Annotated in this window: 22 protein-coding genes and 1 pseudogene; 15 read left to right on the forward strand and 8 right to left on the reverse strand. The window is 72.1% G+C overall.

What is annotated here, in order from left to right:
• Complete coding sequence (locus ACVN90_RS13070) at positions 1-405, reverse strand: pilus assembly protein CpaE (RefSeq protein ID WP_475098671.1); 405 nt, start codon at positions 403-405, stop codon at positions 1-3.
• Positions 406-471: 66 nt separating this feature from the next.
• On the opposite strand from ACVN90_RS13070, the gene ACVN90_RS13075 reads away from it, so the two are divergent.
• The gene (locus ACVN90_RS13075; protein WP_475098672.1) at positions 472-1,230 is read left to right on the forward strand and encodes an alpha/beta fold hydrolase; all 759 of its coding nucleotides are present in this window, start codon (positions 472-474) and stop codon (positions 1,228-1,230) included.
• A 16-nt stretch (positions 1,231-1,246) separates the two neighbouring features.
• Here the strand turns inward: ACVN90_RS13075 and ACVN90_RS13080 are convergent, their stop codons facing one another.
• Positions 1,247-2,254 (reverse strand): TIGR00341 family protein, encoded by a 1,008-nt coding sequence (locus tag ACVN90_RS13080; protein WP_475098673.1) that lies wholly within the window; start codon positions 2,252-2,254, stop codon positions 1,247-1,249.
• On the opposite strand from ACVN90_RS13080, the gene ACVN90_RS13085 reads away from it, so the two are divergent.
• From ACVN90_RS13085 to ACVN90_RS13110, 6 genes are all read left to right on the forward strand, one after another.
• Positions 2,253-3,455: an acyl-CoA dehydrogenase family protein gene (locus ACVN90_RS13085; protein WP_475098674.1), complete on the forward strand. Its 1,203-nt coding sequence runs from the start codon at positions 2,253-2,255 to the stop codon at positions 3,453-3,455. The genes ACVN90_RS13080 and ACVN90_RS13085 overlap by 2 nt on opposite strands.
• 3 nt (positions 3,456-3,458) lie before the next feature.
• The gene (locus ACVN90_RS13090; RefSeq protein ID WP_475098675.1) at positions 3,459-4,727 is read left to right on the forward strand and encodes a DUF445 domain-containing protein; all 1,269 of its coding nucleotides are present in this window, start codon (positions 3,459-3,461) and stop codon (positions 4,725-4,727) included.
• A 74-nt stretch (positions 4,728-4,801) separates the two neighbouring features.
• Complete coding sequence (locus tag ACVN90_RS13095) at positions 4,802-5,152, forward strand: gamma-glutamylcyclotransferase family protein (RefSeq protein ID WP_475098676.1); 351 nt, start codon at positions 4,802-4,804, stop codon at positions 5,150-5,152.
• Between the two features lie 20 nt (positions 5,153-5,172).
• A complete protein-coding gene (locus ACVN90_RS13100) occupies positions 5,173-6,069 on the forward strand; it encodes an agmatinase family protein (RefSeq protein WP_475098677.1) in 897 nt (298 codons plus the stop codon).
• Positions 6,066-6,536 (forward strand): SixA phosphatase family protein, encoded by a 471-nt coding sequence (locus tag ACVN90_RS13105; protein ID WP_475098678.1) that lies wholly within the window; start codon positions 6,066-6,068, stop codon positions 6,534-6,536. The genes ACVN90_RS13100 and ACVN90_RS13105 overlap by 4 nt, the downstream gene beginning before the upstream one ends.
• A gap of 168 nt (positions 6,537-6,704) precedes the next feature.
• Positions 6,705-9,083 carry a LamG-like jellyroll fold domain-containing protein gene (locus tag ACVN90_RS13110; RefSeq protein WP_475098679.1) on the forward strand — a complete coding sequence of 793 codons (2,379 nt, stop codon included), beginning with the start codon at positions 6,705-6,707 and terminating at the stop codon, positions 9,081-9,083.
• Between the two features lie 67 nt (positions 9,084-9,150).
• On the opposite strand, the gene hutI is transcribed toward ACVN90_RS13110, so the two are convergent.
• From hutI to hutH, 3 genes are read right to left on the reverse strand one after another with little or no spacing between them, the layout of a single operon-like run.
• Positions 9,151-10,452, reverse strand: coding sequence for an imidazolonepropionase (gene hutI / locus ACVN90_RS13115; RefSeq protein ID WP_475098680.1), 1,302 nt, complete (start codon positions 10,450-10,452; stop codon positions 9,151-9,153).
• Positions 10,453-10,464: 12 nt separating this feature from the next.
• Complete coding sequence (locus tag ACVN90_RS13120; RefSeq protein ID WP_475098681.1) at positions 10,465-12,177, reverse strand: urocanate hydratase; 1,713 nt, start codon at positions 12,175-12,177, stop codon at positions 10,465-10,467.
• A gap of 8 nt (positions 12,178-12,185) precedes the next feature.
• Complete coding sequence (hutH, locus tag ACVN90_RS13125; RefSeq protein ID WP_475098682.1) at positions 12,186-13,757, reverse strand: histidine ammonia-lyase; 1,572 nt, start codon at positions 13,755-13,757, stop codon at positions 12,186-12,188.
• Positions 13,758-13,809: 52 nt separating this feature from the next.
• On the opposite strand from hutH, the gene ACVN90_RS13130 reads away from it, so the two are divergent.
• On the forward strand, positions 13,810-14,607 hold the full coding sequence (locus tag ACVN90_RS13130) for an IclR family transcriptional regulator (RefSeq protein WP_475102121.1): 798 nt from the start codon (positions 13,810-13,812) through the stop codon (positions 14,605-14,607).
• Positions 14,608-14,625: 18 nt separating this feature from the next.
• Here the strand turns inward: ACVN90_RS13130 and ACVN90_RS13135 are convergent, their stop codons facing one another.
• Together ACVN90_RS13135 and ACVN90_RS13140 are read right to left on the reverse strand one after the other, a co-directional pair.
• Positions 14,626-15,159, reverse strand: a complete 534-nt coding sequence (locus ACVN90_RS13135) for a YbaK/EbsC family protein (RefSeq protein WP_475102123.1) — start codon at positions 15,157-15,159, stop codon at positions 14,626-14,628.
• Positions 15,133-15,915: pseudogene (locus ACVN90_RS13140) on the reverse strand (methyltransferase domain-containing protein); the annotation flags it as partial. The pseudogene ACVN90_RS13140 and the gene ACVN90_RS13135, both read right to left, overlap by 27 nt.
• A 192-nt stretch (positions 15,916-16,107) precedes the next feature.
• Between ACVN90_RS13140 and ACVN90_RS13145 the strand changes: the two are divergent.
• The 3 genes from ACVN90_RS13145 to ACVN90_RS13155 all read left to right on the forward strand — a co-directional run bounded on the left by ACVN90_RS13145 (position 16,108) and on the right by ACVN90_RS13155 (position 19,846).
• Positions 16,108-17,184, forward strand: coding sequence for a Glu/Leu/Phe/Val dehydrogenase family protein (locus ACVN90_RS13145; protein WP_475098683.1), 1,077 nt, complete (start codon positions 16,108-16,110; stop codon positions 17,182-17,184).
• Between the two features lie 177 nt (positions 17,185-17,361).
• Positions 17,362-18,954, forward strand: coding sequence for an AMP-binding protein (locus ACVN90_RS13150; protein ID WP_475098684.1), 1,593 nt, complete (start codon positions 17,362-17,364; stop codon positions 18,952-18,954).
• 79 nt (positions 18,955-19,033) lie between these two features.
• The gene (locus tag ACVN90_RS13155; RefSeq protein WP_475098685.1) at positions 19,034-19,846 is read left to right on the forward strand and encodes a ZIP family metal transporter; all 813 of its coding nucleotides are present in this window, start codon (positions 19,034-19,036) and stop codon (positions 19,844-19,846) included.
• A gap of 77 nt (positions 19,847-19,923) precedes the next feature.
• Here ACVN90_RS13155 and ACVN90_RS13160 read toward each other — a convergent pair whose 3' ends face one another.
• Entirely contained in the window at positions 19,924-21,168 is a 1,245-nt protein-coding gene (locus ACVN90_RS13160; RefSeq protein ID WP_475098686.1) for a glutamyl-tRNA reductase, read from the reverse strand.
• 17 nt (positions 21,169-21,185) lie between these two features.
• On the opposite strand from ACVN90_RS13160, the gene hemE reads away from it, so the two are divergent.
• Genes hemE through hemC form a run of 4 tightly spaced genes read left to right on the forward strand, consistent with a single transcriptional unit; the run spans position 21,186 to position 25,100 of the window.
• Positions 21,186-22,244 (forward strand): uroporphyrinogen decarboxylase, encoded by a 1,059-nt coding sequence (hemE, locus tag ACVN90_RS13165; protein WP_475098687.1) that lies wholly within the window; start codon positions 21,186-21,188, stop codon positions 22,242-22,244.
• Positions 22,237-23,442 carry a protoporphyrinogen/coproporphyrinogen oxidase gene (locus ACVN90_RS13170; RefSeq protein WP_475098688.1) on the forward strand — a complete coding sequence of 402 codons (1,206 nt, stop codon included), beginning with the start codon at positions 22,237-22,239 and terminating at the stop codon, positions 23,440-23,442. Before hemE ends, ACVN90_RS13170 begins: the two co-directional genes overlap by 8 nt.
• A gap of 60 nt (positions 23,443-23,502) precedes the next feature.
• Positions 23,503-24,186: a hydrogen peroxide-dependent heme synthase gene (gene hemQ / locus ACVN90_RS13175; protein WP_475098689.1), complete on the forward strand. Its 684-nt coding sequence runs from the start codon at positions 23,503-23,505 to the stop codon at positions 24,184-24,186.
• On the forward strand, positions 24,183-25,100 hold the full coding sequence (gene hemC, locus ACVN90_RS13180) for a hydroxymethylbilane synthase (RefSeq protein WP_475098690.1): 918 nt from the start codon (positions 24,183-24,185) through the stop codon (positions 25,098-25,100). The genes hemQ and hemC overlap by 4 nt, the downstream gene beginning before the upstream one ends.
• The last annotated feature ends 89 nt before the right edge of the window (positions 25,101-25,189 follow it).

Genomic DNA, 25,189 nt, shown 5'->3' on the forward strand with positions numbered 1-25,189 from the left:
TCACGCGAGACGCCGAAGCAGCTCCAGCAGCGCGAGGGCGTAGGCGTCGGCGGGCTCGGGGTGTTCGAACAGCCGTCGCTCGCCGCCCACGACGATCTCGACCTCGTGATTGTCGGGCAGGCGCCGAAGCGTCCGGAAAGCGCCGCGGAGGAGCTCGCGCAGCTGATGCTCGTAGGGCAGCCAGAGCGCGTCCTCGAGCGCGACGGAATCCAGCGCCCACTCCGTCGTGCCGTTGAAGGCGAGGATGCGGCCGGTCGGGTACTCCCGCGGCTCGATGGTCATCTCGCTCACCGTGAAGACGTCCGCCTCGAACTCCGGCTCGTCGAGCTGGAAGCGGTCGCCTGAGCGCGGGTGCCACACCAGGCCCGCCTCGCGCAGCGCCAGCGCCAGTTCCGTCGAGATCATGCCAACCTCCTCTCCTATCCTGCCCCGCGCACGGCCGAACGCGGCGGACCTCCTAGGCTGAATCGCATGCCCGCGCCCGTCATGCTTCCCCGCCTGTCGTGGGGCTCGGCCTCGGCCGAGCGTCGCGCTCTGCTCATCCACGGTCTCGGCTCGAACGGAGCCCTGATGTGGCGTTACGGCACCGCTCTCGCGGAGGCCGGATGGCGGACGGATGCTGTGGACCTCCGCGGGCACGGCACGGCACCGCGCACGCTCGACTACACGCTGGCCGCCTACGCGGCCGACGTCTCCGCGACCCGGCCCGAGAGCGGTCGACCGTGGGACCTCGTGGTCGGCCACTCGCTCGGGGGCGCAGCATCCGTCCTCGCGGCCGCAGGCGACCCGTCGTGGACCCGCCGTCTCGTCCTCATCGACCCCGCGATCTCGCTCACCGATCACGATCGCGACATCGTGCGCGACAGCCAGACCCGGTCGTTCGACGATCCGTCGCAGGCGGCCGTGCGGGCCGAGCACCCGCACTGGCATCCGCAGGACATCGAACTGAAGGCGCTGTCGGCGCAGCAGGCCAGCCGCTGGGCGGTCGAGCAGACGAGCGCACAGAACCCGGATTGGGACGTGACGGATGCTGCGCTCCGCATCGCCGTGCCGACCCACGTCGTCGCGTCCGACCCGGCGGTGTACTCGATCTTCCGCGGCAAGCCCGCCGAGGCCGCCGTCGCGCCGAACCCGCGCTTCTCGGTGGCGGTGGTCGCCGGGGCCGGTCACTCCCCGCACCGCGACCGGCCGGAGGCCACGATCGAGGCGCTGTTCGCCGCACTCGCCTGACCGGGAGTGCGGGGCCCTACTGCACCGTGATCTCGACGCCCTGACCGACGTCGATGACCACCCCGACGAACGTCGGCACGGTCTCGGCCAGCGACTCGCGCAGATCGTCCACCGCGGGGGTGTCGCCGTCGTCGGTCGTGATCTCGACCGTCGCGGTCGCGCCCGACCACTGCACCCCGTACACGCGGGCCCCGTCGTCGGCGGCGAGCCACTCGGTCGCAGCATCCTGGATCGCCACCGACCACCGCGCCAGCGCGACCGAGACGATGGAGTTGGCCGCGAGCGGGAGCGCGATGACGACCAGGAGCAGCGTCACGATGGTGTAAGCCCGTCGCCGGTTGGCGACGCGTGACGACCCGGGATCGCGCGCGTATCCGGCGAGCGTGAAGACGATGCTCCCGGCGATCACGAGCGCGACGACGTTGGAGAGGAACAGCCACAGCGCGCCGAGGGCGTCCTCCCACAGGCCCTGCCCGGCGCAGACGCCCACCACGCCCAGCGGCGGGACGAGCGAGATCGCGATCGCGACGCCCGGGAGGACGGCGCTCAGGTCCCGGCGGCACATCGCGAATCCGCCGGCGAACCCGGTGGCCAGCGCCGCGATGAGGTCCATGAAGCTCGGCGAGGTGCGCCCCACCACCTGCGAGTTGCTCTCGAGGCTCTCGGGCGTCGCCACGAACACCGAGAACGCGAGGCCCAGCACGATCACGATCGCGAGCCCCAGCAGCACCCACAGGATCGAGCGCACCACGAGGCTGAGGTGTCCGGTGACGATGCCGAGCCCGATCGCGAGGATGGGGGTGCCGAGCGGCGCGATGATCATCGCGCCGATCACGGTCGCGGTGGAGTCGGTGAGCACACCGGCGATCGCGACGATGCCTGCCAGCGTCAGCATGATGAGGAACCCGCTGCGTTTGCCCGCACGGTCTCCGGAGCCGAGGTCGAGCGCCTCGGTCACCTCCGCCGCGGTCTGCCGCTGCGTCGGTGGAATGAGGCCGTGCAGCACGTCGGAGAGCGTCGCCATGCGCACATCATCGCGTAAGAATGGCCGGGTGGCTTCCTTCGATCCGAGCGAGATCCTGACCGACGAACTGCTGGAGCGATTCCGCGCGAGGGCAGCGGTGCACGACCGCGAGAACACGTTCCCCGACGACGACCTCACCGACCTGAAGGATGCCGGCTACCTCGCGATCCTCGTGCCGGAGGAGCTCGGCGGATCGGGTCTCGGCCTGGCCGAGGCATCCGTCCTCCAGCAGCGACTGGCGGGAGCCGCCCCGGCGACGGCTCTCGCGATCAACATGCACCTGGTGTGGACCGGGGTCGCGAAGGTGCTCGCCGACCGCGGCATCGACGCGCTGCGGTTCGTCCAGGAGGGTGCGGCGGCCGGCGAGGTGTTCGCGTTCGGGATCAGCGAGGCGGGAAACGACCTGGTTCTCTTCGGGAGCGGGACGGATGCTGCGCCCCTGCCCGACGGCGGATACTCGTTCACCGGCACCAAGATCTTCACCTCGCTCGCGTCGGTGTGGACGCAGCTGGGCCTGCACGGACTCGACACCTCGTCGGAGGATGCGCCGCGGATGGTGTACGCGTTCGTGCCGCGCTCCGAGGTGCAGGCCGGTCGCGTCGTCGTGCGCGACGACTGGGACACGCTCGGCATGCGGGGCACGCAGTCCCGCACGACGGAGTTGCGCGACGCCGTCGCTCCCGCCGACCGGATCGTGCGGCGGCTCGCGCCGGGCCCGAACCCCGACCCGCTGGTGTTCGGCATCTTCAGCGTCTTCGAGATCCTCCTGGCGTCGGTCTACACCGGCATCGCACGGCGCGCGCTCGAGGTCGCGGTCGGCGCCGCCGGCAGGCGCACGTCGAAGCGCACCGGCAAGGCGTACAGCCAGGATCCCGACATCCGCTGGCGGATCGCCGACATGGCGCTCGCGTACGACGCCCTTCCGCCGCAGATCGACGCGCTCGCCCGGGACGTCGATTCCCTCGCCGACCACGGACCGCAGTGGTTCTCGCTGCTCGCGGGCCACAAGCACCGGGCGGTGACGGCCGCGAAACAGATCGTCGACGAGGCCGTGCTCGTCGCCGGCGGGTCCTCCTACTTCTCGGCGAACGAGCTGAGCCGCCTCTACCGCGATGTGCTGGCGGGCCTCTTCCATCCCTCCGATCCGGAGTCCGCCCACTCGACGGTCGCGACCGCGTGGCTCGGGCCGCTCGAGGACTGAGCCATGGCGACGCAGACACACCTCCTCAGCCCCGCCGACCAAGAGCGTCGCCGCGGTCTGCGCATGATGAAGGGGGTCGCGCTCGGTGCGCTCGTCTTCATGGCGGTGCTGTTCGCCTTCTCGTTCGCGTTCCAGCAGGACGTGCCGGCCCTCGCCTACGTCCGCGCCGCCGCTGAGGGCGGCATGGTCGGCGCCCTCGCGGACTGGTTCGCGGTCACCGCGCTTTTCCGGCACCCGCTCGGCATCCCGATCCCGCACACCGCGATCATCCCGAGCCGCAAGGACGAGATCGGCCGCACCCTCGGCGAGTTCGTCGAGACCGAGTTCCTCCGCGCCGACGTCGTGCGCACGAAGCTCGACCAGACCGCGATCGCCGCGCGCCTCGGCGAGTGGCTGAGCGCGCCCGCGCATGCCGAGCGCGTCGCGGCCGAGGCATCCGTGATGGCAGGAAGCGTGCTGCGCGCGCTCAGCGACGACGACGTCCGCGACGTCATCGAGGAGCTCGCCCGCGAGCACCTCATCGCGCCGGAGTGGGGTCCGCCGCTCGGCGAGTGGCTCGAGCGCATCATCGCCGCCGGCGCGCATCACGGCGCGGTCGACCTCGCCGCCGACACCATCGCGGCATGGCTCGCCGCCAACAAAGTCGCGTTCACCGGCGTGGTGTCGCGCCGGCTGCCCGCGTGGGTGCCGTCGGTCGCGCATCGCTTCGTCGACGACACGGTCTACAACGAGGCCGTCAAGTTCGTCGCGGCGGTGCAGGCCGACCCGCGGCATCCCGCCCGCGTCGCGATCGACGGCTACCTCGGCCGCCTCGCCGGCAACCTGCAGCACGACCCCGCAACGATCGGGCGCTTCGAGGACGCGAAGCTCGCCGTGTTCGACAGCCCCCGCGTGCGCGAGCTCGCCGGCGAAGCCTGGACGACGGCGAAGACGGGGCTGCTGCGCTCCCTCGCCGATCCCGAGAGCGGGCTGCGGCGACGGGGTGTCGAAGCGCTGGTCGAGATCGGCGAGCGGTTGACGACGGATGCTGCGCTCCAGCGCCGCGTGGACACCTGGGTCACCGATGCCGCCGTCTTCCTCGTCGACCGCTACCGCCACGACATCGCCTCGATCATCACCGACACGGTCGAGCGGTGGGACCCCGCCGAGACGACCGAGAAGATCGAGCTCATGGTCGGCCGCGACCTGCAGTACATCCGCCTCAACGGCACGATCGTCGGTGCCCTGGCGGGCCTCGCGATCTTCTCCGTCGCCCACGCGTTCCTTGGGTGATGCGCCGCGGCGAGCAGTGTTAAGAGTGCGTGAAGTCCCCGCCGATCGACGGCGGCGAGGGCTAGCCTGATGCCGTGTCGACGGACGAGCCCACCCAGTACCTCTTCAGCTACGGCACGCTGCAGAACGCCGACGTGCAGCTCGACACGTTCGGGCGCCTGCTCGAGAGCGAGCCCGACGCGCTACCCGGGTACACGGTCGACTACGCCGAGATCGAGGACACCCGCGTCGTCGACCTGTCGGGCCTGACGGTGCACCCGATCGTGCGCGAGACCGGGAACCCGCTCGACAAGGTCGTGGGCAGGGCGCTGCTGGTGACCGAGGACGAGCTCGACGCGGCCGACGAGTACGAAGTGGCGCTCTACCGGCGCTGCGCGGTGGTGCTCGCGAGCGGTCGCTCCGCGTGGGTCTACGTCGCGGCCTGAGCGCCCGGTAGCGTCGACACGTGACGCTTTCCCACGATCCCTCGTGGCCACGCGCCGGTGCGTGGCCCCCGCTCGAAGACGGGAGATGGGATGCCGCGATCCTCGGTGTTCCCGCATTCCGCACATCCCTGTCTCCCACCGGCGCCCACGCCACGCCCGCGGCGATCCGCGAAGCCCTGCGACGCTACAGCCCGACGCTCCTCGGACCCCCGCCGATCGATCTGAACGAGGTGCTGCGCATCGCCGATGCGGGCGACGTCGACGAGCCCGACGGGCCGGCGGGCGAGGCATCCGTCCGCTCCACGGTCGCGGAGCTGCGCGAGCGCGCCGATCTCGTCATCGCGCTCGGCGGCGACAACTCGCTCACGTACTCCGTGGCGCAGGGCGCCGGTGCGACCGGGCTCATCACGATCGACGCGCACTTCGACCTGCGCGACGGCGTCTCGAACGGATCCCCGGTGCGCCGGCTGGTCGAGGACGGCCTCGACGGGCGGAGGATCGTGCAGCTCGGCATCGCCGACTTCGCCAACTCGGTCGCGTACGCGCAGCGCGCGGCCGAGCACGGCATCACCGTCGTGACGATGGACGACCTGCGGCGCCGCGGCGCCGCCGACGTCGCGGCCGAGGCGCTCGAGATCAGCGGGGCCGGCGGCGGCCCGGTGCATCTCGACGTCGATGTGGACGTGTGCGACCGTTCCGTGGCGCCCGGGTGCCCGGCATCCGTCCCGGGCGGACTGGCCGCGTGGGAGCTGCGGGCGCTCGTCCGCGCCCTCGCCGCCGACACCCGCGTGCACAGCGCCGACATCGCCGAGGTGGATGCCACGGCGGATGCCCCCGACGGGCGCACCGTGCGCCTCGCGGCGCTGTGCGTGCTCGAACTCCTCGCCGCCAAGGCCTCTGGAAAGGTGACCTCATGATCCGTCTCGCACTGGTGCGGCACGCCAAGTCCGACTGGGGAGACCCCAGCCTCGACGACCACGACCGACCGCTGAACGACCGCGGCATGCGCGACGCGCCCCGCATGGCGGCGCGCGTCGCGGCCACCGGATTCCGCCCCGACGTGATCCTGTCGAGCACGGCGGTGCGGGCGCGGACGACCGCCGAGGCTTTCGCGTCCGAGCTCGGCGTGGCGGTCTCGCTCGACCCCGAGCTGTACGGCGCTCCGGCGAAGACGCTGCTGGCCGCGGCAGCGGCCACGCGCGCGGCGACGGTCCTGGTCGTCGCGCACGACCCCGGCATGAGCTCGCTCGCGGCGAGCCTGTCGGACGATGACATCGGCCACATGCCGACGTGCTCGGTCGCGACGTTCATCTGGGCGCAGGACGACTGGGACGTCGCCAGCGCCATCGACCCCGACAACTGGACGTTCGACGCACCTCGCTGACCCGTCGCGCGAATTCCTGACTACGGCTCGACGCCGTCTTTCGTGAAATCTGATTCTACATCGTTGTACTGTATGTCTACATCGTTGTAGATTGCGAGCGGCGGTCCTGCGACTCGGCGCCGAGTCGCCGCATCCGTCCGTCCCGTCCACTGTCGAACTGGAGTCTCCATGACGCGCCGCGCACGACCTCGCACCGCGCTCGCCCTGACCACTGCCGGATTGCTCGTCGCGGGCGCGCTCAGCGCGAGTCCCGCCTGGGCGAAGCCCGACCCCGTCCCGCCCGCCCCCGTGTTCGACGACGTCACGGTGCACGATCCGTCGATCGTCACCTCCGGCGAGGACATCTGGGTGTTCGGATCGCACGGCGCCTCGGCGCACACGACCGACCTCATGTCGTGGCAGCAGAACACGATCGACCTGTCGCAGAGCCCCGGCAACGCGCTGTTCGACGACATCTACACCGAGCTCGCCGAGACCTTCGAATGGGCGCAGACCTCGACACTGTGGGCGGCAGACGTCATCCAGCTGCCCGACGGCCGCTACGCGATGTACTACAACGCGTGCGAGGGCTCGTCGCCGCGGTCGGCGCTCGGGCTCGCGACCTCCGACGCCGTCGACGGTCCGTACGAGAACCAGGGCATCCTGCTCAAGAGCGGCATGGAGGGCGAGTCCGAGAACCCCGGCGAGACGTACGACGCGCGCCGGCACCCCAACACGGTCGACCCGGACGCGTTCTACGACGCCGACGGCAAGCTGTGGATGGTCTACGGGTCGTACTCGGGCGGCATCTTCCTGCTCGAGATGGATGCTGCGACCGGCGAGCCGCTGCCCGGTCAGGGTTACGGCACGCACCTCGTCGGCGGCAACCACAGCCGCATCGAGGCGCCGACGATCCAGTACGACGCCGAGACCGGCTACTACTACCTCTATCTGTCGTTCGGCGGCCTGGGCGTGACCGGCGGGTACGACGTGCGTGTCGCCCGCTCGAAGACCGTGGCCGGTCCGTACCTCGATGCGCATGGCAACGACATGCGCGAGGTGAAGGCCGACCCGTCGCTGCCGCTGTTCGACGACGTCACGATCCAGCCCTACGGCGTCAAGCTCATGGGCGGCCACCTCTTCGGCCGCGAGCTCGGCGACCCGGGCACCGGCGTCGGCACCGGCTACGTGTCACCCGGTCACACGTCCTGGTACCAGGACCCCGACACGGGACGCATGTTCATGGTCTTCCACGCGCGCTTCCCGGGCACTGGCGAGCTGCACGAGGTGCGCGTGCACCAGATGTGGATGAACGCCGAGGGCTGGCCCGTGGTCTCGCCGATGCGGTACGCCGGCGAGACGGCCGGCAAGGTGAAGCGCGCCGACGTGGTCGGCACGTGGCAGCTGGTCGACATGGGCAAGGGCATCACGGCGACGGCGGCCGAGGCGTCCGCCGTGACCTTCGGCAAGACCGGCAGCGTCACCGGCGCCGTCGACGGCACGTGGAAGCTCACCGGGCAGCACACCGCAACCCTCACGATCGACGACGTGGTCTACCAGGGCGTGTTCGCGCCCGTCTGGGATCCCGACCTCGAGGCGTGGTCGACGGGCTTCACCGCGGTGTCGCAGGCCGGCGTCACGCTGTGGGGACGCAAGTCCGTGGAGCTGACCGGTGCCGCAGCGGTCGACGCCGTGGCAGCCGACCTGTCGCTCGGCGACACCTCGGCCGTGACGGTCGACCTCGACCTGCCGACGTCGGGCACGGGCGGCACGACGATCACGTGGGCGAGCTCAGACCCCGGAATCGTCGACGCAGACGGGACCGTGACGCGTCCCGGCATCGGCGAGCCCGACGCGCAGGCGACGCTCACCGCGACCGTCGCGAACGGGGGAGCCGAGGCATCCGTCGCCTTCGAGGTCGTCGTCCTCGCCCGCACGCCCGGCGTCCTCGCGGGCGCGTGGGCGTTCGACGGCTCGCTCGCCGACGCGGCGGGGACCTTCGCCGACGCCGCGCCGACCGGCGCGCGCATCGACGCGCCCGCGGCCGGCCCGGCGTCGTTCGTCGCCGACGGCGTCGACGGCAGCGCGCTGCGCCTCGACGGCACGGCGGGTGTGCGACTGCCCGATGGCCTCGTGCAGGGCTCGTCGTATTCGGTGAGCACGTGGCTGCGGCCCGCGGCGCTCACGCCGTACACGACGGCGTTCTTCGGTGCCGCGAGCCCCTCCTCGTGGGTGAGCCTCGTCCCACGCGGACACGACGGCGTCGGCGGCTCGACGATGCTCTGGTCGGGCGCGCAGTGGTACGACGCCGGCACCGGGCGGAGCCTCCCCCTCGGGGAGTGGTCGCATGTCGCCTTCGTCGTGGACGGCGGCGCAGCGTCCGTGTACATCGACGGCGAGCTGCGGTTCCAGGGCACCGGCTTCCCCGACGTGCTCTCGGGACCGGGCAACGTCTTCGCCCTCGGCGTCAACTGGTGGGACACCCCGTTCCGCGGCGACGTCGACGAGCTGAGCGTGTGGAGCTCGGCGCTCGCGCCGGACGACATCGCGGAGCTCGCCGCACCCTGACGCGGCCGTCGACAAGGAGCCGCCCGGCGTGTGCCGGGCGGCTCCCGTCATGCGGCGGCGGCTCCCGTCATGCGGCGGCGGCTCCGCCGACCCACACCGTGTGCACGAGAGGCACACCGGGCCGGTAGGCGAGGTGCACGCGGGTCGGAGCGTCGAGCATCACGAGGTCGGCGCGCATCCCCGGCGCGAGCGCCCCCACGTCGTCACGGCGCAGCGCCTGCGCTCCGCCGGCGGTCGCCGCCCACACCGCCTCGGCCGGCGTCATGCCCATCTCGCGCACCGCGAGCGCGATCATGAGCGGCATCGAGCTCGTGAAGCTCGACCCCGGGTTGCAGTCGCTCGCGAGCGCGACGGTCGCGCCCGCGTCGATGAGCCGCCGCGCGTCGGGGTACGGCTGGCGGGTCGAGAACTCGACGCCCGGCAGCAGCGTCGCGACGGTCGACGAACCGACGAGTGCGGCGACATCCGCGTCGTTCAGATACGTGCAGTGATCGACGGATGCTGCGCCCAGCTCCACCGCGAGACGCACACCCTCGCCGGGTCCGAGCTGGTTGCCGTGCACGCGCGGCGCGAGTCCGTGCGCGACGCCGGCGGCGAGGATGCGCCGCGACTCCTCGGGGGTGAAGGCACCGCGCTCGCAGAACACGTCGATCCACCGGCTGTGCGGGGCGCAGGCGTGGAGCATCGCGTCGCAGACGAGGTCGACGTACTCCTCGCGCCGCTCGCTGTACTCGGCGGGCACGACGTGGGCGCCGAGGAACGTGACCTCGGGTGTCACCTCGGCAGCCAGGCGGGCGAGCCGCTCCTCGTCGGCGACCGTGAGCCCGTAGCCCGTCTTGATCTCGAAGGTCGTGGTGCCCTGGGCGGAGAGCTCGGCGACGAAGCCCTGAAGGCGCGCGCGAAGCTCGTCGTCGCTCGCGGCGCGGGTCGCCGCGACGGTACGCCGTATGCCCCCTGCGGCATACGGCGTACCGGTCATGCGCGCCTCGAACTCGTCGGCGCGGTCGCCCCCGAACACGAGGTGCGTGTGGCTGTCGACGAACCCCGGCAGAACCGCCCTCCCCCCGGCATCCACGATCCGGACCCCCTCGCCCCCGGCCCCGGCCCCCTCCCGCGAGAGAACATCGGCGGACCGAGAGGTAGTGGCGTTCCCTACCTCTCGGCCGCCAGGTGTTCTCTCGCTGGGATGCGCGGAGGGCGCGACGGCGGACGGCGCGACGGAGACGGGGGCCGAGGCGGCGGGCCCGACCCAGGCGATCCGGTCGCCCACGATCAGGACGGCCGCGTCATGCAGCGTGCCGAGGGGGTCGCCGTCGGCGGCGACGTTGGTCGTCAGCTCGCCGATGTTCGTGATGAGCGTCGAGGTCACAGCATCCGTCCGTCACTCACCGAGCATCGGCACGTTGAGGCCCCGCTCGACCGCCACCTCGCGAGCTCGGTCGTAGCCGGCGTCGACGTGGCGCATGACGCCGGTGCCGGGGTCGTTCGTCAGCACGCGCTCGAGCTTCTCGGCCGCAAGCTTCGTGCCGTCGGCGACGGTCACCTGACCGGCATGGATGCTGCGGCCGATGCCGACGCCGCCGCCGTGGTGGATCGACACCCACGCCGCACCCGACGCCGTGTTGAGCAGGGCGTTGAGCAGCGGCCAGTCGGCGATCGCGTCCGAGCCGTCGGCCATGGACTCGGTCTCGCGGTACGGCGAGGCGACCGAGCCGGCGTCGAGGTGATCGCGGCCGATCACGATCGGACCCGACAGTTCGCCCGAGGCGACCATCTCGTTGAACTTGAGTCCGGCGAGGTGGCGCTCCTTGTAGCCGAGCCAGCAGATGCGGGCGGGGAGGCCCTCGAAGTGCACGGCGTCGCCGGCCTTGTCGAGCCAGCGCACGAGCCCGGCGTTGTCGGGGAACAGCGCCTTGACGGCCTCGTCGGTCTTGCGGATGTCTTCGGGGTCTCCCGAGAGCGCGACCCAGCGGAACGGTCCGCGGCCCTCGGCGAACTGCGGGCGGATGTACGCGGGCACGAAGCCGGGGAAGGCGAACGCCCGGTCGAATCCGCCCAGCTGCGCCTCGGCACGGATCGAGTTGCCGTAGTCGAAGACCTCGGCCCCGGCGTCCTGGAAGCCCACCATCGCCGCGACGTGCTTCGCCATCGAGCCGCGCGCACGGGCGGTGAACCCTTCGGGATCGCGGGCCGCCTCGGCCTTCCAGTCCTCGAACGCGATACCCAGCGGCAGATACGCCAACGGGTCGTGGGCGCTGGTCTGGTCGGTGACGATGTCGACAGTGACCTCGCCGGCGCGGTGACGCAGGAGCACGTCGCCGAACACCTCGGCGGCGTTGCCGACGACGCCCACCGAGAGCGCCTCGCCGGCCGCCTTCGCCGCGACGACCCGCGCGAGAGCGGCGTCGAGATCGGTCGTGTACTCGTCGAGGTAGCCGTGCTCGACGCGGCGAGCCAGCCGCGACTCGTCGACGTCGACGATGAGCACCGCTCCCCCGTTGAGGGTCACGGCGAGCGGCTGCGCGCCCCCCATGCCACCGGCGCCCCCGGTGAGCGTGAGGGTTCCGGCGAGGCTCGCGGTCGCAGCATCCGTCCCGCTCTTCTCAGCGAGGGAGCGCGCGACCGCGGCGAACGTCTCGTACGTGCCCTGCAGGATGCCCTGCGTGCCGATGTAGATCCACGAGCCCGCGGTCATCTGGCCGTACATGGTGAGGCCGAGCTCTTCGAGGCGGCGGAACTCGGGCCACGTCGCCCAGTCCCCGACGAGGTTCGAGTTGGCGATGAGCACACGCGGTGCCCATTCGTGGGTGCGGAAGACGCCGACGGGCTTGCCCGACTGGACGAGCAGCGTCTCGTCGGGCTCGAGCTCGTCGAGCGTGCGGACGATCGCGTCGAACGCCTCCCAGCTGCGGGCAGCGCGCCCGGTGCCGCCGTAGACGACGAGGTCTTCGGGGTGCTCGGCGACCTCGGGGTCGAGGTTGTTCATGAGCATGCGCTTGGCGGCTTCGGCGCCCCAGCTCTTGGCGGTGCGCTCCGGGCCGCGCGGGGCGCGCACGGCGCCTTCGCCGACCCCGCGGGCGGTGGTATCGGTCATCGACATCGTCACTCCTTCGTGGTGGTCTGGTAGGCGGCCGCCGCGACGGCACCCGACTGCACGAGCGCGGTCACGGCCTCCATCTCGGGCGACAGGTAGCGGTCGGGCCCGGGTCCGCCGGCGACGGTGCGCACGAGGTCGCGCACGGCGCCCGTGGCGGCCGCGGGTTCGAGCGGCGCCCGCAGGTCGATGGCGCGCGAGGCGGTGAGCACCTCGATCGCGAGCACGCGCGAGAGCCCGTCGATCGCCCGGCGGAGCTTGCGGGCCGCGGCCCAGCCCATCGAGACGTGGTCCTCTTGCATCGCCGACGAGGGGATCGAGTCGACGGATGCCGGCACCGCGAGTCGCTTGAGCTCCGAGACGATCCCCGCGGCGGCGTACTGGGCGATCATGAAGCCCGAGTCGACGCCGACCTCGTCGGCGAGGAACGGCGGCAGGCCGTTGCTGCGCGCGCGGTCGAGGGCGCGGTCGGTGCGGCGCTCCGAGATCGAGGCCACATCGGCCACCGCGATCGCGAGGAAGTCGAGCACGTACGCGACCGGCGCGCCGTGGAAGTTGCCGTTGGACTCGACGCGCCCGTCATCGGTGATGACGGGGTTGTCGACAGCCGCCGCGAGCTCGCGAGAGGCGATGAGCAGCGCGTGGTCGGCGGTGTCGCGCGCGGCGCCGTGCACCTGCGGCGAGCAGCGCAGCGAGTACGCGTCCTGCACGCGGGTGCAGACGGCGGGGTCGCGGTGCGACGCCATGATCCCCGATCCCGCGAGCACGGCGCGCAGGTTCCCGGCCGATACCGCCTGGCCCACCTGGGGCCGCAGCGCCTGCAGGTCGGCGGAGAACACCGCATCGGTGCCGAGCTGCGACTCGACCGACATGCCCGCGGCGACATCGGCCGTGTCGAGCAGCACCGAGAGGTCGTGCAGCGCGAGCAGCAGCATCCCGAGCATGCCGTCGGTGCCGTTGATGAGCGCGAGGCCCTCCTTCTCGCGCAGCACGAGCGGGGACACGGATGCTGCGGCCAGCGCCTCGGCCGCGTCGACCTCTTCGCCGCTCGCGGTGTGCACGCGCCCCTCGCCCATCGCGGCGAGCGCGACGTGCGACAGCGGCGCGAGGTCGCCGGAGCAGCCGAGCGAGCCGTACTCCCGCACGATCGGCGTGATGCCGGCGTTGAGCATCGCGGCGTACGTCTCGACCACGACGGGGCGCACGCCGGTGTGCCCGGTCGCCAGCGTCTGCAACCGGAGCAGCATGAGGGCGCGCACGACTTCGCGCTCGACCTCGGGACCGGTGCCGGCGGCGTGGGAACGAATGAGGCTGGCCTGCAGCTGCAGGCGGCGCTCTGGGGCGATGAAGGTGGTGGCGAGGGCGCCGAAGCCGGTCGAGATGCCGTAGTGCGGCTCGGGATCGTCGGCGAGGCCCTCGACCAGGGCGCGGGTCGCCGCGACACGGGCGATCGCCTCGGGGGCGAGTTCGACGAGCGCGCCGTGCCGAGCGACCGCGACGACCTCGTCGGGACGCAGCGGCGCCGCGCCGACGGTGACGACGGCGGCGTCGGTGGCAGAGGTGGGCGTGACGATGGTCATGCTCCGATTCCACACCCGGGCCGTGGCGCGCGACAGCGGCTCGTGGCATCCTCTGTCTGTGATTCCAGACAGCTCGAGGCCTCAGGTCCCCGCCGCCGACCAGACGCTGCGGATCCTTTCGCATCTCGCGCACCAGCGCGGCCCGGTGCCCGCGCGCACGATCGCGACCGCCCTGGGCATTCCGCGCTCGACGGTGTACCACCTGCTCGCCGCGCTGCAGGAGCACCAGTTCGTCGTGCACCTGCCCGAGGATCGCCGCTGGGGCCTCGGCATCGCCGCGTTCGAACTGGCGGGCGGGTACTCACGCCAGGAGCCGCTTGCCCGGCTCGGACGCCCGGTGCTCGCCGACCTGGTCGACCGCACCGGCGAGAGCGCGCACCTGGCCGTCATGCACGGCCGCGACGTGCTCTACATCGTCGAGGAGCGGGCGCAGCGTCGGCCGACGCTCGTGACGGACGTCGGGGTGCGCCTGCCGTCGCACCTCACGGCCACGGGCCGCGCGATGCTCGCGGCGCTGCCCCGCGAGCAGGTGCGGGCACTGTTCCCGGATGCGGCATCCTTCGCCGACCGCACCGGCCGGGGCCCCCGACGCCCGGGCGAGCTGCGCGAGACGCTCCGCGGTGTGCGGGAACGCGGATGGGCCTTCGAGGACGGCGAAGTCACGCTCGGGCTCGGGTCGGTGGGTGTCGCGGTGCTCGACCACGTCGGCTGGCCGATCGCCGCGATCGCGGTGACCTTCCCGGCCGAGGGTGCACGGGAGGCCGCGGAGTTCGCCGGGCTCGTCGCACCCGTGGCTGCCGAACTCGGACGCCGTATCGGCGGAGCGCGGCCGACGTCGTCGAATCTCTGAACCCGCCGCCCGTCGAGGTCAGTCGACCTTCATGACCGTGCCGCCGGTGAGCCGCACCAGCTCGTCGTAGGTCATCGGGAAGACCGTGTGAGGCGTGCCGCCCGCGGCCCAGATCTCGGGGTAGCCGGCGAGATCCTCGTCGACGATGGTGCGGAGGGGCTGCGGATGCCCCGTGGGGGCGACCCCGCCGATGGCTTGGCCGGTCGCCTCCCGCACCTGCTCGGGCGTCGCGCGCTGGATCTTGCCGTGCCCCAGACGCTCGGCGAGCGCCGCGGTGTCGACGCGGTGCGCACCGCTCGTCATCACGAGGAGGGGTGCGCCGTCGCTGTAGAACACAAGGCTGTTGGCGATCGCGCCGACCTCGACCCCCAGCGCCTCGGCGGCCAGCACCGCGGTGGAGGCGGCATCCGGAAGCACCACGATGTCACCGGGGATGCCGGCGGCGCGGATCGCGTCGTGGACGAGGCGGCTGCGGGCGGGAAGCGAGGCGGGGATGGTCACCGGCTCAGCCTGACCACGCGGTCCGCGCGCCAGGATCTCACCGTGCGGCATGAGAAGCCAGCCATCATCGGACGCCGCCCACTCGCGCCAGCCGTCGGAGATGCGCTGCAGCTGCGCGTCATCGGCGCCCGTGGCGCGCGCCGAATCGGCGAACGCAGACTGCAGCACCCGATCCGCCCACATGCCGCCCCACCACGCGCGGTCGGCCTCGTCTTCGAAGAGCCACAGCGACGCCGTGGCGTGGATGTCGGTGAGCCCCGCCTCCTGCGCCCACGCCTTGAGCCGGCGTCCGGCGGCGGGCTCGCCCGCGACGCTGCGGTGCGTCGCAAGGTACAGCGCGAGCCACTCGTCGAGCGCCGGGATGAGCGGGTACCAGATCACGCCCTCGTAGTCGACGTCGCGCGCCGCGACGAGCCCGTCCGCGCCGGCGACGCGGCCGAGCTCGCGCAGCATGTCGACCGGCCGATCCACGTGCTGCAGCACCTGGTGCGCATGCACGACGTCGAAGGCGCCGTCCTCATACGGCAGCGCGTAGGCGTCGCCCGCCTCGAACGAGAGGTTCGGCGCCGCGTGGTCGGCCGCGGCCTGCGCGACGACGTCGGCCGAGGCATCCGTCCCGATGACGCGAGCGGGTGCGACGCGGGCCGCAAGGTCTGCGGTGATCGTGCCGGGGCCGCTGCCCACATCGAGGATGGAGACGCCAGGCCCGAGATGCGGCAGCAGGTAGGCCGCGGAGTTCTCGGCGGTGCGCCAGCGGTGCGACCGCAGAACGCTCTCGTGGTGGCCGTGGGTGTAGGCGTCTGGCATTCGTCGATGCTACCGATGGCGCACACACTGCTGAGGCGTGCGAAGAACTCACCCCGGTGACCACGCAATGTGCCCACTCGCCGCCGACACGGTTGAACAATTCGCCGAACCGGTGTGCAATGAGAACGGATGCCGCAACGCCGCGGCGTCCGCAGCGCACTGCCCACGAGGCCCGCCGAAGGAAGAACCGCGATGACGCATACCCTGCCCCTGCCCGATTTCGCACACGAGCGGGTGGAGGTGATCACCGGCCGCCGGAGCGGCCTGTTCATCGCCGTCGCGCTGCACTCGTCCGTGCTCGGCTCCGCCCTCGGCGGCGCGCGCCTGTGGACGTACCCGCACTGGAGCGATGCCCTCGGCGACGCGCTGCGACTGTCGGCGGCCATGACCCTCAAGAACGCCGCGGCCGGCCTCGACGCCGGCGGTGGCAAGTCAGTCATCGCCCTTCCTCCCGGCACCACGCTCGACCCCGAGCGTCGCCGCGCGGCGTTCCTCGACCTCGGCGACGCCGTCGAGTCGCTGCACGGCCTGTACCGCACCGCCGAAGACGTCGGATCGACCACCGAGGACATGCTCGTCGTCAGCGAGCGCACCGAGCACGTCGTGGGCCTCCCCGACGCCGTCGGCGGCTCCGGCGAGCCCGCCGGCCCCACGAGCCTCGGCGTCTACGAGTCGCTGCGCGCGACGCTCGAGCGCGTCGCGGGCACCGCCGACGTCGAGGGTCGCCGCATCACGATCTCGGGCCTGGGCCAGGTCGGCAGCCGCCTCGCGGTGCGGCTGTCGGCCGAGGGTGCGCGCCTCACCGTGACCGACGTCAACCCCGCCAAGCGCGACCTGGCCACCGAGCTCGGCGCCGAGTGGATCGCCCCGGGCGAGGAGCACCTCATCCCCGCGGACGTGTTCGTGCCGGCCGGCATCGGCGGGCTCCTCACCGACGAGGTGATCGACGCCCTCGACGCGAAGGCCGTGTGCGGTCCGGCGAACAACCCGCTCGCCGACCACAGCGGCGCCGCACGCCTCGCCGGTCGCGGCATCCTCTACGCCCCGGACTTCGTCGTCAACGCGGGCGGGGTCATCTACCTCGACCTCGAGGCGAAGCACCTCGGCACGCGCACCGAGATCATGGAGCGCGTCGGCCAGATCGGCGACACCGTGCGCCGCATCTTCGACGAGGCCTCATCGCGCGGCGTCACGCCGCTCGAGGCGGCTGAGGGACTCGCCGCCGAGCGCCTGGCCGCCGGGGGCCGCCAGCCCGCGCTCACGCACTGAACCGGCACGCGCCCGGCCACCGGGGGGATGGCCGGGCGCGTTGCGTTGCTGACACTGCGTTCCACAGTTCACGGAATCGCGTTCCACATTCTTCGATCGGAATGGCATGATGGTCGCACGGCCGGGCCGGTGGCCCGCCGACGACGACCGTCATGCCGCCCGATCGAAGGAGATCCGGTGTTCACCAGTCCCGAAGCAGACATCGAGATTCCCGAACTCGACGTCTACGACTATCTGTTCGCGAGCCTGAGCGACGAGGATCTGGGGCGCATCGCGCTCATCGATCCCGCGACCGGGGCCGAGACCACGTACGGCGCGCTGCGCGCGCAGATCGACCTATTGGCGGGTGCGCTGGCTGCCCGCGGCGCCGGGGTCGAGACGGTGGTCGGGCTGCTGTGCCCCAACGTCCCCGCGTTCGCGACGGTGTTCCACGGCATCCTGCGCGCCGGGGCCACGGTCACCACGGTCAACTCCCTGTACACCGCCGGCGAGATCGAGAAGCAGCTGCGCGATGCCGGAGCCACGTGGCTCGTCACCGTGAGCCCGCTGCTCCCCCAGGCGTCGACGGCGGCCGAGGCCGTCGGCATCCCGCACGACCGCGTCATCGTCCTCGACGGCGCATCGGGCCACCCCAACCTCCGGGCGCTGCTCGGCGAGGGCGCGCCCGCACCCGAGGTCTCGTTCGATCCCGCGACGCACATCGCGGTGCTCCCCTACTCGTCGGGCACGACCGGCATCCCCAAGGGCGTCATGCTCACGCACCGCAACCTCGTGGCGAACGTCGCGCAGTGCCGCGTCGCGCTCGACCTCGCCGAGACCGATCGCGTGCTGGCCGTGCTGCCGTTCTTCCACATCTACGGCATGACGGTGCTGCTCAACCTCGCGCTGCGTCAGCGCGCGAGCCTCGTGACCATGCCGAAGTTCGACCTGGTCGAGTTCCTCACGAACATCCAGAAGTACCAGTGCACCTACCTGTACATCGCGCCGCCCATCGCCGTGGCACTGGCGAAGCACCCGATCGTCGACCAGTTCGACATCTCGAGCGTGCGCACGGTGTTCTCGGGGGCCGCTCCGCTCGACGGTGAGACCGCCGAGACCGCCGGCCGCCGCATCAACGCCCGCATGATGCAGGGGTACGGCATGAGCGAGCTGAGCCCCGTCTCGCACGCCATGCCGACAGGCCGATACGACATCCCGGTGAGCTCCGTCGGCGTCATGCTGCCCAACACGCTCAACAAGCTCATCGACACCGAGACGGGGGAAGAGATCACCGAGCTCGGCCCCGACGGCGTCACGAAGGCGGGCGAGCTGTGGGTCAAGGGCCCGAACGTCATGCTCGGCTACCTGAACCAGCCGCAGGCGACCGCCGACACCCTCGACTCCGACGGCTTCCTGCACACCGGCGACATCGCGGTGTACCACGAGGGCGGCTACTTCTCGATCGTCGACCGGGTCAAGGAGCTCATCAAGTACAAGGGCTACCAGATCGCTCCCGCAGAGCTCGAGGCGCTGCTCCTCGGCCATCCGAAGGTGATGGATGCTGCGGTCATCGGCGTGCTCGACGACGACAAGCAGGAGATCCCCAAGGCCTTCATCGTCGCCGCCCCCGACTCCGGGCTCACCGAGGACGAGGTCATGGCCTTCGTCGCCGGGCACGTCGCGCCGCACAAGAAGGTGCGCCGCGTCGAGTTCATCGAGGCGATCCCGAAGTCCAGCGCCGGCAAGATCCTCCGCAAGGACCTGCGCGCCCGCGAGGCCGCCACGGTCTGAACTTCTCCACGCGAGAACGGATGCCTCGGCGAACGCGTTTCGCCGAGGCATCCATCCTCTCCGCCATTAGGTTGGCGCCATGGAAGGACTCTGGCTCGCAGCGCTGAGCGGCCTCATCGGCGGCGGCACGCTGCTCGTCGGGGCCGCGGTCGCGTGGTTCGTCGAGATCCCGCAGCGCATCGTCGCCGGGATCATGGCCGTCGGTGCGGGGGTGCTGATCTCGACGCTGGCGTTCGAACTCGTCGAGGAGGCTGCCGAGGACGGCGGATTGGTGCCGACGACCGTCGGGTTCCTGGGCGGCGCAATCCTCTACATCGTCGCGGACCAGCTGATCTCGCGACGCAGCAAGCAGCCCGCGACTGTCTCCTCCCAGGTCGACACCGCCTCGGTCACCGAGTTCTCCGGCGGCGACGAGGCTTCGGCGAGCATCGTCGCCCGCCGCGCCGGGGCGGGGGCGGTGAGCGGAGCAGGACTCGTGATCGCGGTCGGTGCGCTGATCGACGGCATCCCGGAGTCGATCGTCATGGGCCTGTCGGTGCTGCAGGGCGGCATCAGCATCCCCATCGTCGCGGCCATCGCGATCAGCAACTTCCCGGAGGGGCTCGGCTCGACCGCCGCCCTCAAGCGCGGTGGCTCGAGCGGACGCTACGTCGCTCTGCTGTGGATCGGGATCGCACTGATCACGGTCATCGCATCGGTGCTGGGCTACGTCGCCTTCCAGTCGGCGTCACCGAGCCTGATCGCCCTCATCACCACGATCGCAGCCGGTGGCCTGCTCGCGATGGTTTGCAACACGATGATCCCCGAGGCGTTCGACGAGCAGAAGGCGCTCACCGGCCTGTGGGCGACGATCGGCTTCCTCGCCGCGTTCCTGCTGCACGAGCTCGCCTGAACTCTCCCCCGCTCGTTGAGCGAGCTTGCGAGTCGAAACGCCCCGAACCGACGAGCAACGCCGGTGGAGTGGACTTCTTACGCGGTGGCCCAGAGGTCGTCGTCCGCGGCGCCGGGCGCCTCGACCGACAGGCCGTGCAGCAGCTCGAGCGCGGCGCGGGCCTCGTCGATGCGGCCCTCGACGGCCAGCTCGCGGATGCGCACCGACGGACGGTGCAGCAGCACGCCCGCGAGGTGGCGCAGGGCGGCCTCGACGTCGTCGCCGGCGCCGCGCGCACGGGCTCGGGCGATCTCGTCATCGACGATCCGCAGCACGTCACCCCGCAGAGCCGTGATCGCGGGGCCGGCCTCGCGGTCGGCGTGGAACTCGGTGGCCGCGTCGCCCACGATCGCGCGCGCGTCGGCGTGGGCGCTGAACTCGGCGAGCGGGGCGTGCAGCCGGATGGTCTCGAGGTCGAGCAGCTCGACCGCCTCGACCGCGCCGACGGCGGGATCGACGTTGCGAGGGAGCCCGAGGTCGATCACGAGCACGCGGTGCCCGGGCGTGAACGCGTCGGCATGCACGACGGCGGCTGCGGTGCACGTGATGACGACGTCGGCCTCGGCGACGGCGGCGGCGAAGTCCGACACGGGGATCAGCCCGTGCTGCGCGGCGAACGCCTCGGCCCGACCGGACGGCGAGAAGACGTGGATGTCGCCGGCTCCGCGGGCGCGCAGCGCCTCCACCGTGCGGACGGCGTACTTGCCGGTGCCCACGAGAACGATCTTCGCGGCTGCCCACTCGGCGACGCGGCTCGACGCCAGTTCGAGGGCGAGGCGCACGAGCGAGCGGTGCGCTCCGCGCAGCTGGGTGCGGTTGCGGACGCCCCGGCTGGTGTGGGTCGCCTTCTGGAACAGACGCTCCAGCTCGCTCGAGGTCATGCCGTCGGCGCGAGCCGCGTCGAGTGCGCGACGCACCTGACCCGAGATCTCGTCTTCGCCGACCGACATCGACTCGAGGCCGCTGGTGACGGCGAAGAGGTGGGCGGCAGCATCCGCCCCCTGATGGACCGCGACCGACGCGCGCAGCAGATCGACGGAGACGCCGGATGCCTCGGCCATCGCCTCGATGACCGACTCGGCGGCGACCGCCTCGCCGCCCGTGAGCGGCTCGTCGATGTCGAGATAGGCCTCGAACCGGTTGCAGGTGGCGAGCACGACGGCACCGGAGACGAAGATCTCGTCATCCACGAGGGCACGCGTCGCCGTGGGCGCCCCCACAGAGAGACGCTCCAGGATGTCGAGGCTCGCGTTCCGGTGGTTCGCGGTCAGACAGAGGAGCACAGACCTAATCTTAACGTGTGTCGTTGCATGACTCTCACCCTTCCGTCCTTCAGAGAAACGATCCCCCCGCGCTGATACGTGCGTATCGCGGCGAACGGCCGGCCCGCACGCCGGTCTGGTTCATGCGTCAGGCGGGTCGGTCGCTGCCCGAATACCGCGAACTGCGGGTCGGCACCGACATGCTCGATGCCTGCTTGAACCCGGAGCTCGCGAGCGAGATCACGCTGCAGCCGGTGCGCCGGCACGGCGTCGACGCCGGTATCTTCTTCAGCGACATCGTGATCCCGGTGCGTCTGTCGGGCGTCGACGTGCGCATCGTCGCGGGCCGCGGCCCGGTGATCGAGAGCCCCGTGCGGACGGCGGCGGATGTCGCGTCCCTGCCTCCGCTCGACCCTGCGGCGCTCGCTCCCATCCGGGATGCGGTCGCGCTCACGGTCGCCGCACTCGGCACGACGCCGCTCATCGGCTTCGCCGGCGCCCCTTACACGCTGGCGTCGTACCTCGTCGAGGGCGGCCCGTCGAAGGAGCAGCTCAAGACGCGCGCGCTCATGCACTCCGACCCCGAGACGTGGGCCGCGCTGCTGACGTGGTGCGCCGAGATCACGGGCGCGTTCCTCGCGGCGCAGATCGAGGCCGGCGCATCGGCCGGACAGCTGTTCGACTCGTGGGCGGGCTCGCTCAGCCTCGCCGACTACACGCAGCACGTTGCTCCGTTCTCCACCCTGGCCCTCGACGCCGTACGCCACCTCGACGTGCCGCTCGTGCACTTCGGTGTGGGCACCGGCGAGCTGCTCGCCGCGATGCGCGACGTCGGCGTCGACACCGTGGGCGTCGACTGGCGTCTGCCGCTCGACGAGGCCGTGCGCCGGCTCGGCCCAGACGTCTCGGTGCAGGGCAACATCGACCCGGCGCTCCTGCGCGCGCCGTGGCCGGTACTCGAGGCGCACATCCTCGACGTGCTCGAGCGCGGCCGCGCCGCCCGCGGCCACGTCGTGAACCTCGGGCACGGCGTGCCGCCCGACACCGACCCGACCGTGCTCACGCGCATCGTGGAGTTCGTGCACGCGAATGACTGATTTCTCCGTCGTCGGCGGCGGGGTGGCCGGGCTCGTCGTCGCTCGCCGGCTGGCCGCTTCGGGCGCGTCGGTCACGGTGTTCGAGGCCTCCGATCGCCTGGGCGGCACCGTCGCGCGGCACGAGGTCGGCGGGCTCGCGCTCGATGCCGGAGCCGAGAGCTTCGCCGTGCGCGGCGGTGCGGTCGAGGCGCTGCTCGCCGAGCTCGGCCTGGCCGGCGACGTCGTCGGCCCCGCCCCCGGACCGGCGTGGCTGCAGCCCGTGACCGGCGACGCCGTGCCGCTGCCGGCTACCGCACTGCTCGGCATCCCGGCGGATCCGCTCGCCGCCGACGTCGTGCGCGTCATCGGTCTCGCCGCCGCCGCACGCGCGGCCGAGCTCGACGCCTGGCCGGTCGGCGAGGTGCCGGCGACACTCGGCGCCCTCGTACGCGAGCGCCACGGCGCCGAGATGCTCGACCTGCTCGTCGCGCCCGTTGTGCACGGCGTGCATTCGCAGCACCCCGACGAGCTCCCGGTTGCGCGCGCCCATCCCGCGCTCGCGGACGCTGTCGTGAGCGCCGGCTCGCTCAGCGGCGCCGTCGCGCGCCTGCGCGCGGCCGCGCCCCCGGGCGCGGCGGTCGCGGGGATCCGCGGCGGCATCAACCGCATCGTCCCCGCCCTCGCCGACGACCTCGGGCGGTGCGGGGGCGAGATCCGCCTCGGCACGCGGGTCGACGACCTCGGCGCGCTCGACGGCACCGTGATCGTCGCTGCCCCGGGCGTGGCATCACCCGCCGCTCCTGGCCGTCGCATCGACCTCGTGACCCTGGTCGTGGAGCAGGAGGAATTGGATGCTGCGCCCCGCGGCACCGGATTGCTCGTCGCCGCCGGGGCCCCGGTGAAGGCCCGTGCGCTCACGCATGCGACCGCGAAGTGGGCGTGGCTCCGCGAAGCCGCCGCGGGCCGCCACGTCGTCCGCCTCTCCTACGACGGGACCCCCGCCGACCCGGTCACCGCAGCGGTCGCCGACGCGGAGACGCTGCTCGGGGTGCGGCTGCCGGTCGTGGTCGACGCGGCTCATGTGTTCTGGGTGCGGCCGGCCGCAGCATCCACTGTCCCTTCCGACGTCACGGTCGTCGGCGAGACCGTTGCGGGTTCCGGCCTCGCCGGGATCGTCGCCCACGCCGAGCGCATCGCCGCCGAGCTCCTCGCCCGCTGACCCGCGGATTGAAACGGCCTTCCGGGAAACCTTGGACGGACGGGGTGAAAAGATAGACCTATGACCGACGTCGCGGCGAACTCCCCCACTGAAACCCTCGGCTACACCCTGTGGGCCGTCTTCCGTCGCGACGCCTCCGCGCCCGCCCCCGCCGGCGACCTGGCCGCTGCGGTCGCCGAGGTCGAGGCATCCGGAGTCACCGTCCGCGGGTTCTACGACGTGTCGGGCCTGCGCGCCGACGCCGACATCATGATCTGGCTCACCGGTGTCGGCATCGCCCCCGAGGTGCTGCAGTCGGCTCTGCGCACGCTGCGCCGCGCCGAGCCGCTCGCGTCGCTCGCACCGGTCTGGAACGCGATGGGCGTGCACCGCGACGCCGAGTTCACCGCCAGCCACCTGCCCGCGTTCATGCGCGACAAGGATCCCGAGGCGTGGCTCACGGTCTACCCGTTCGTGCGCTCGTACGACTGGTACATCCTCCCCGACGACGAGCGCCGCCAGATGCTCGCCGACCACGGCCGCAAGGGAGCCGCGCACCGCTCCGTGCTGAGCAACACCGTCGCCAGCTTCGCCCTCGGCGACTACGAGTGGATCCTCGCGCTCGAGGCTCCGGAGCTCGTCGAGCTCGTCGACCTCATGCGCGACCTCCGCCAGACCGAGGCCCGTCGGCACGTGCGCGAAGAGGTGCCGTTCTACACCGGCCGCCGCATCGGCCTCGACGAGATCGCCGAGGTGCTGGCGTGACCACCCTGCGGATCGGCACGCGCGGCAGCACGCTCGCGCTGACGCAGACCGGCATGGTCGCCGACGACCTGGCGGACGCGTACGGCGTCACGACCGAGCTCGTCACGATCACCACCGATGGCGACCGCTCGAACGAGCCGCTCTCACGCGCCGGCGGCACCGGACTCTTCACCGGAGCGCTCCGCGACGCGCTGCTCGCGGGCGAGTGCGACGTCATCGTCCACTCGCTCAAGGACCTCCCCACGGCCCCGCACGACCAGCTCGTCGTCGCGGCCATCCCCGCCCGCGAAGATCCGCGCGACGCCCTCATCGCCCGCGACGGACTGAAGCTCGACGACCTCCCTGCCGGCGCCCGCGTCGGCACCGGCTCCCCCCGCCGCATGGCGCAGCTGCGCGCGCGCCGCCCCGATCTCGAGGTCGTCGACATCCGCGGCAACGTCGACACGCGCCTCGGCAAGGTGACGAGCGGGGAGTTGGATGCTGTCATCCTCGCCGCCGCCGGACTCACCCGCATCGGCCGCACCGACGTCGTGACCGAGTTCCTCGACCCCGACCGGTGGCCGACCGCCCCCGGCCAGGGCGCGCTCGCGGTCGAGGTGCGCCGTGGTGAGGAGCACCTTGTCGATCGGCTCGACCACGCCGAGACCCGCGCCGCGGTCGAAGCGGAGCGCGAGGTGCTCGCCCTCCTCGAGGCCGGCTGCTCGGCCCCCGTCGGCGCGCGCGCCGTCGTCGACGCCGGGCTCCTCCTGCTCTCGGCGAGCGTCTACAGCCTCGACGGCACGACGATCCTCACGTCGTCGCACGCCACCGTGTGGCCCGAAGACGAGGGCGACCCGTCGCGCGAGGTCGCAGCATCCGTCGCCCGTGAACTGCTCGATGCCGGCGCCGCCGGCCTGACGGGAGAACGCCCGTGAACAGTGCTTATCCCGCGGGGGCCGGCCCCCGCGACCCCCGCGACTATCCCGAGGGGGCCAGCCCCCGCGACCCCCGGGTACCCACAGAC

The sequence above is a fragment of the Microbacterium sp. F01 genome, from assembly GCF_056156365.1.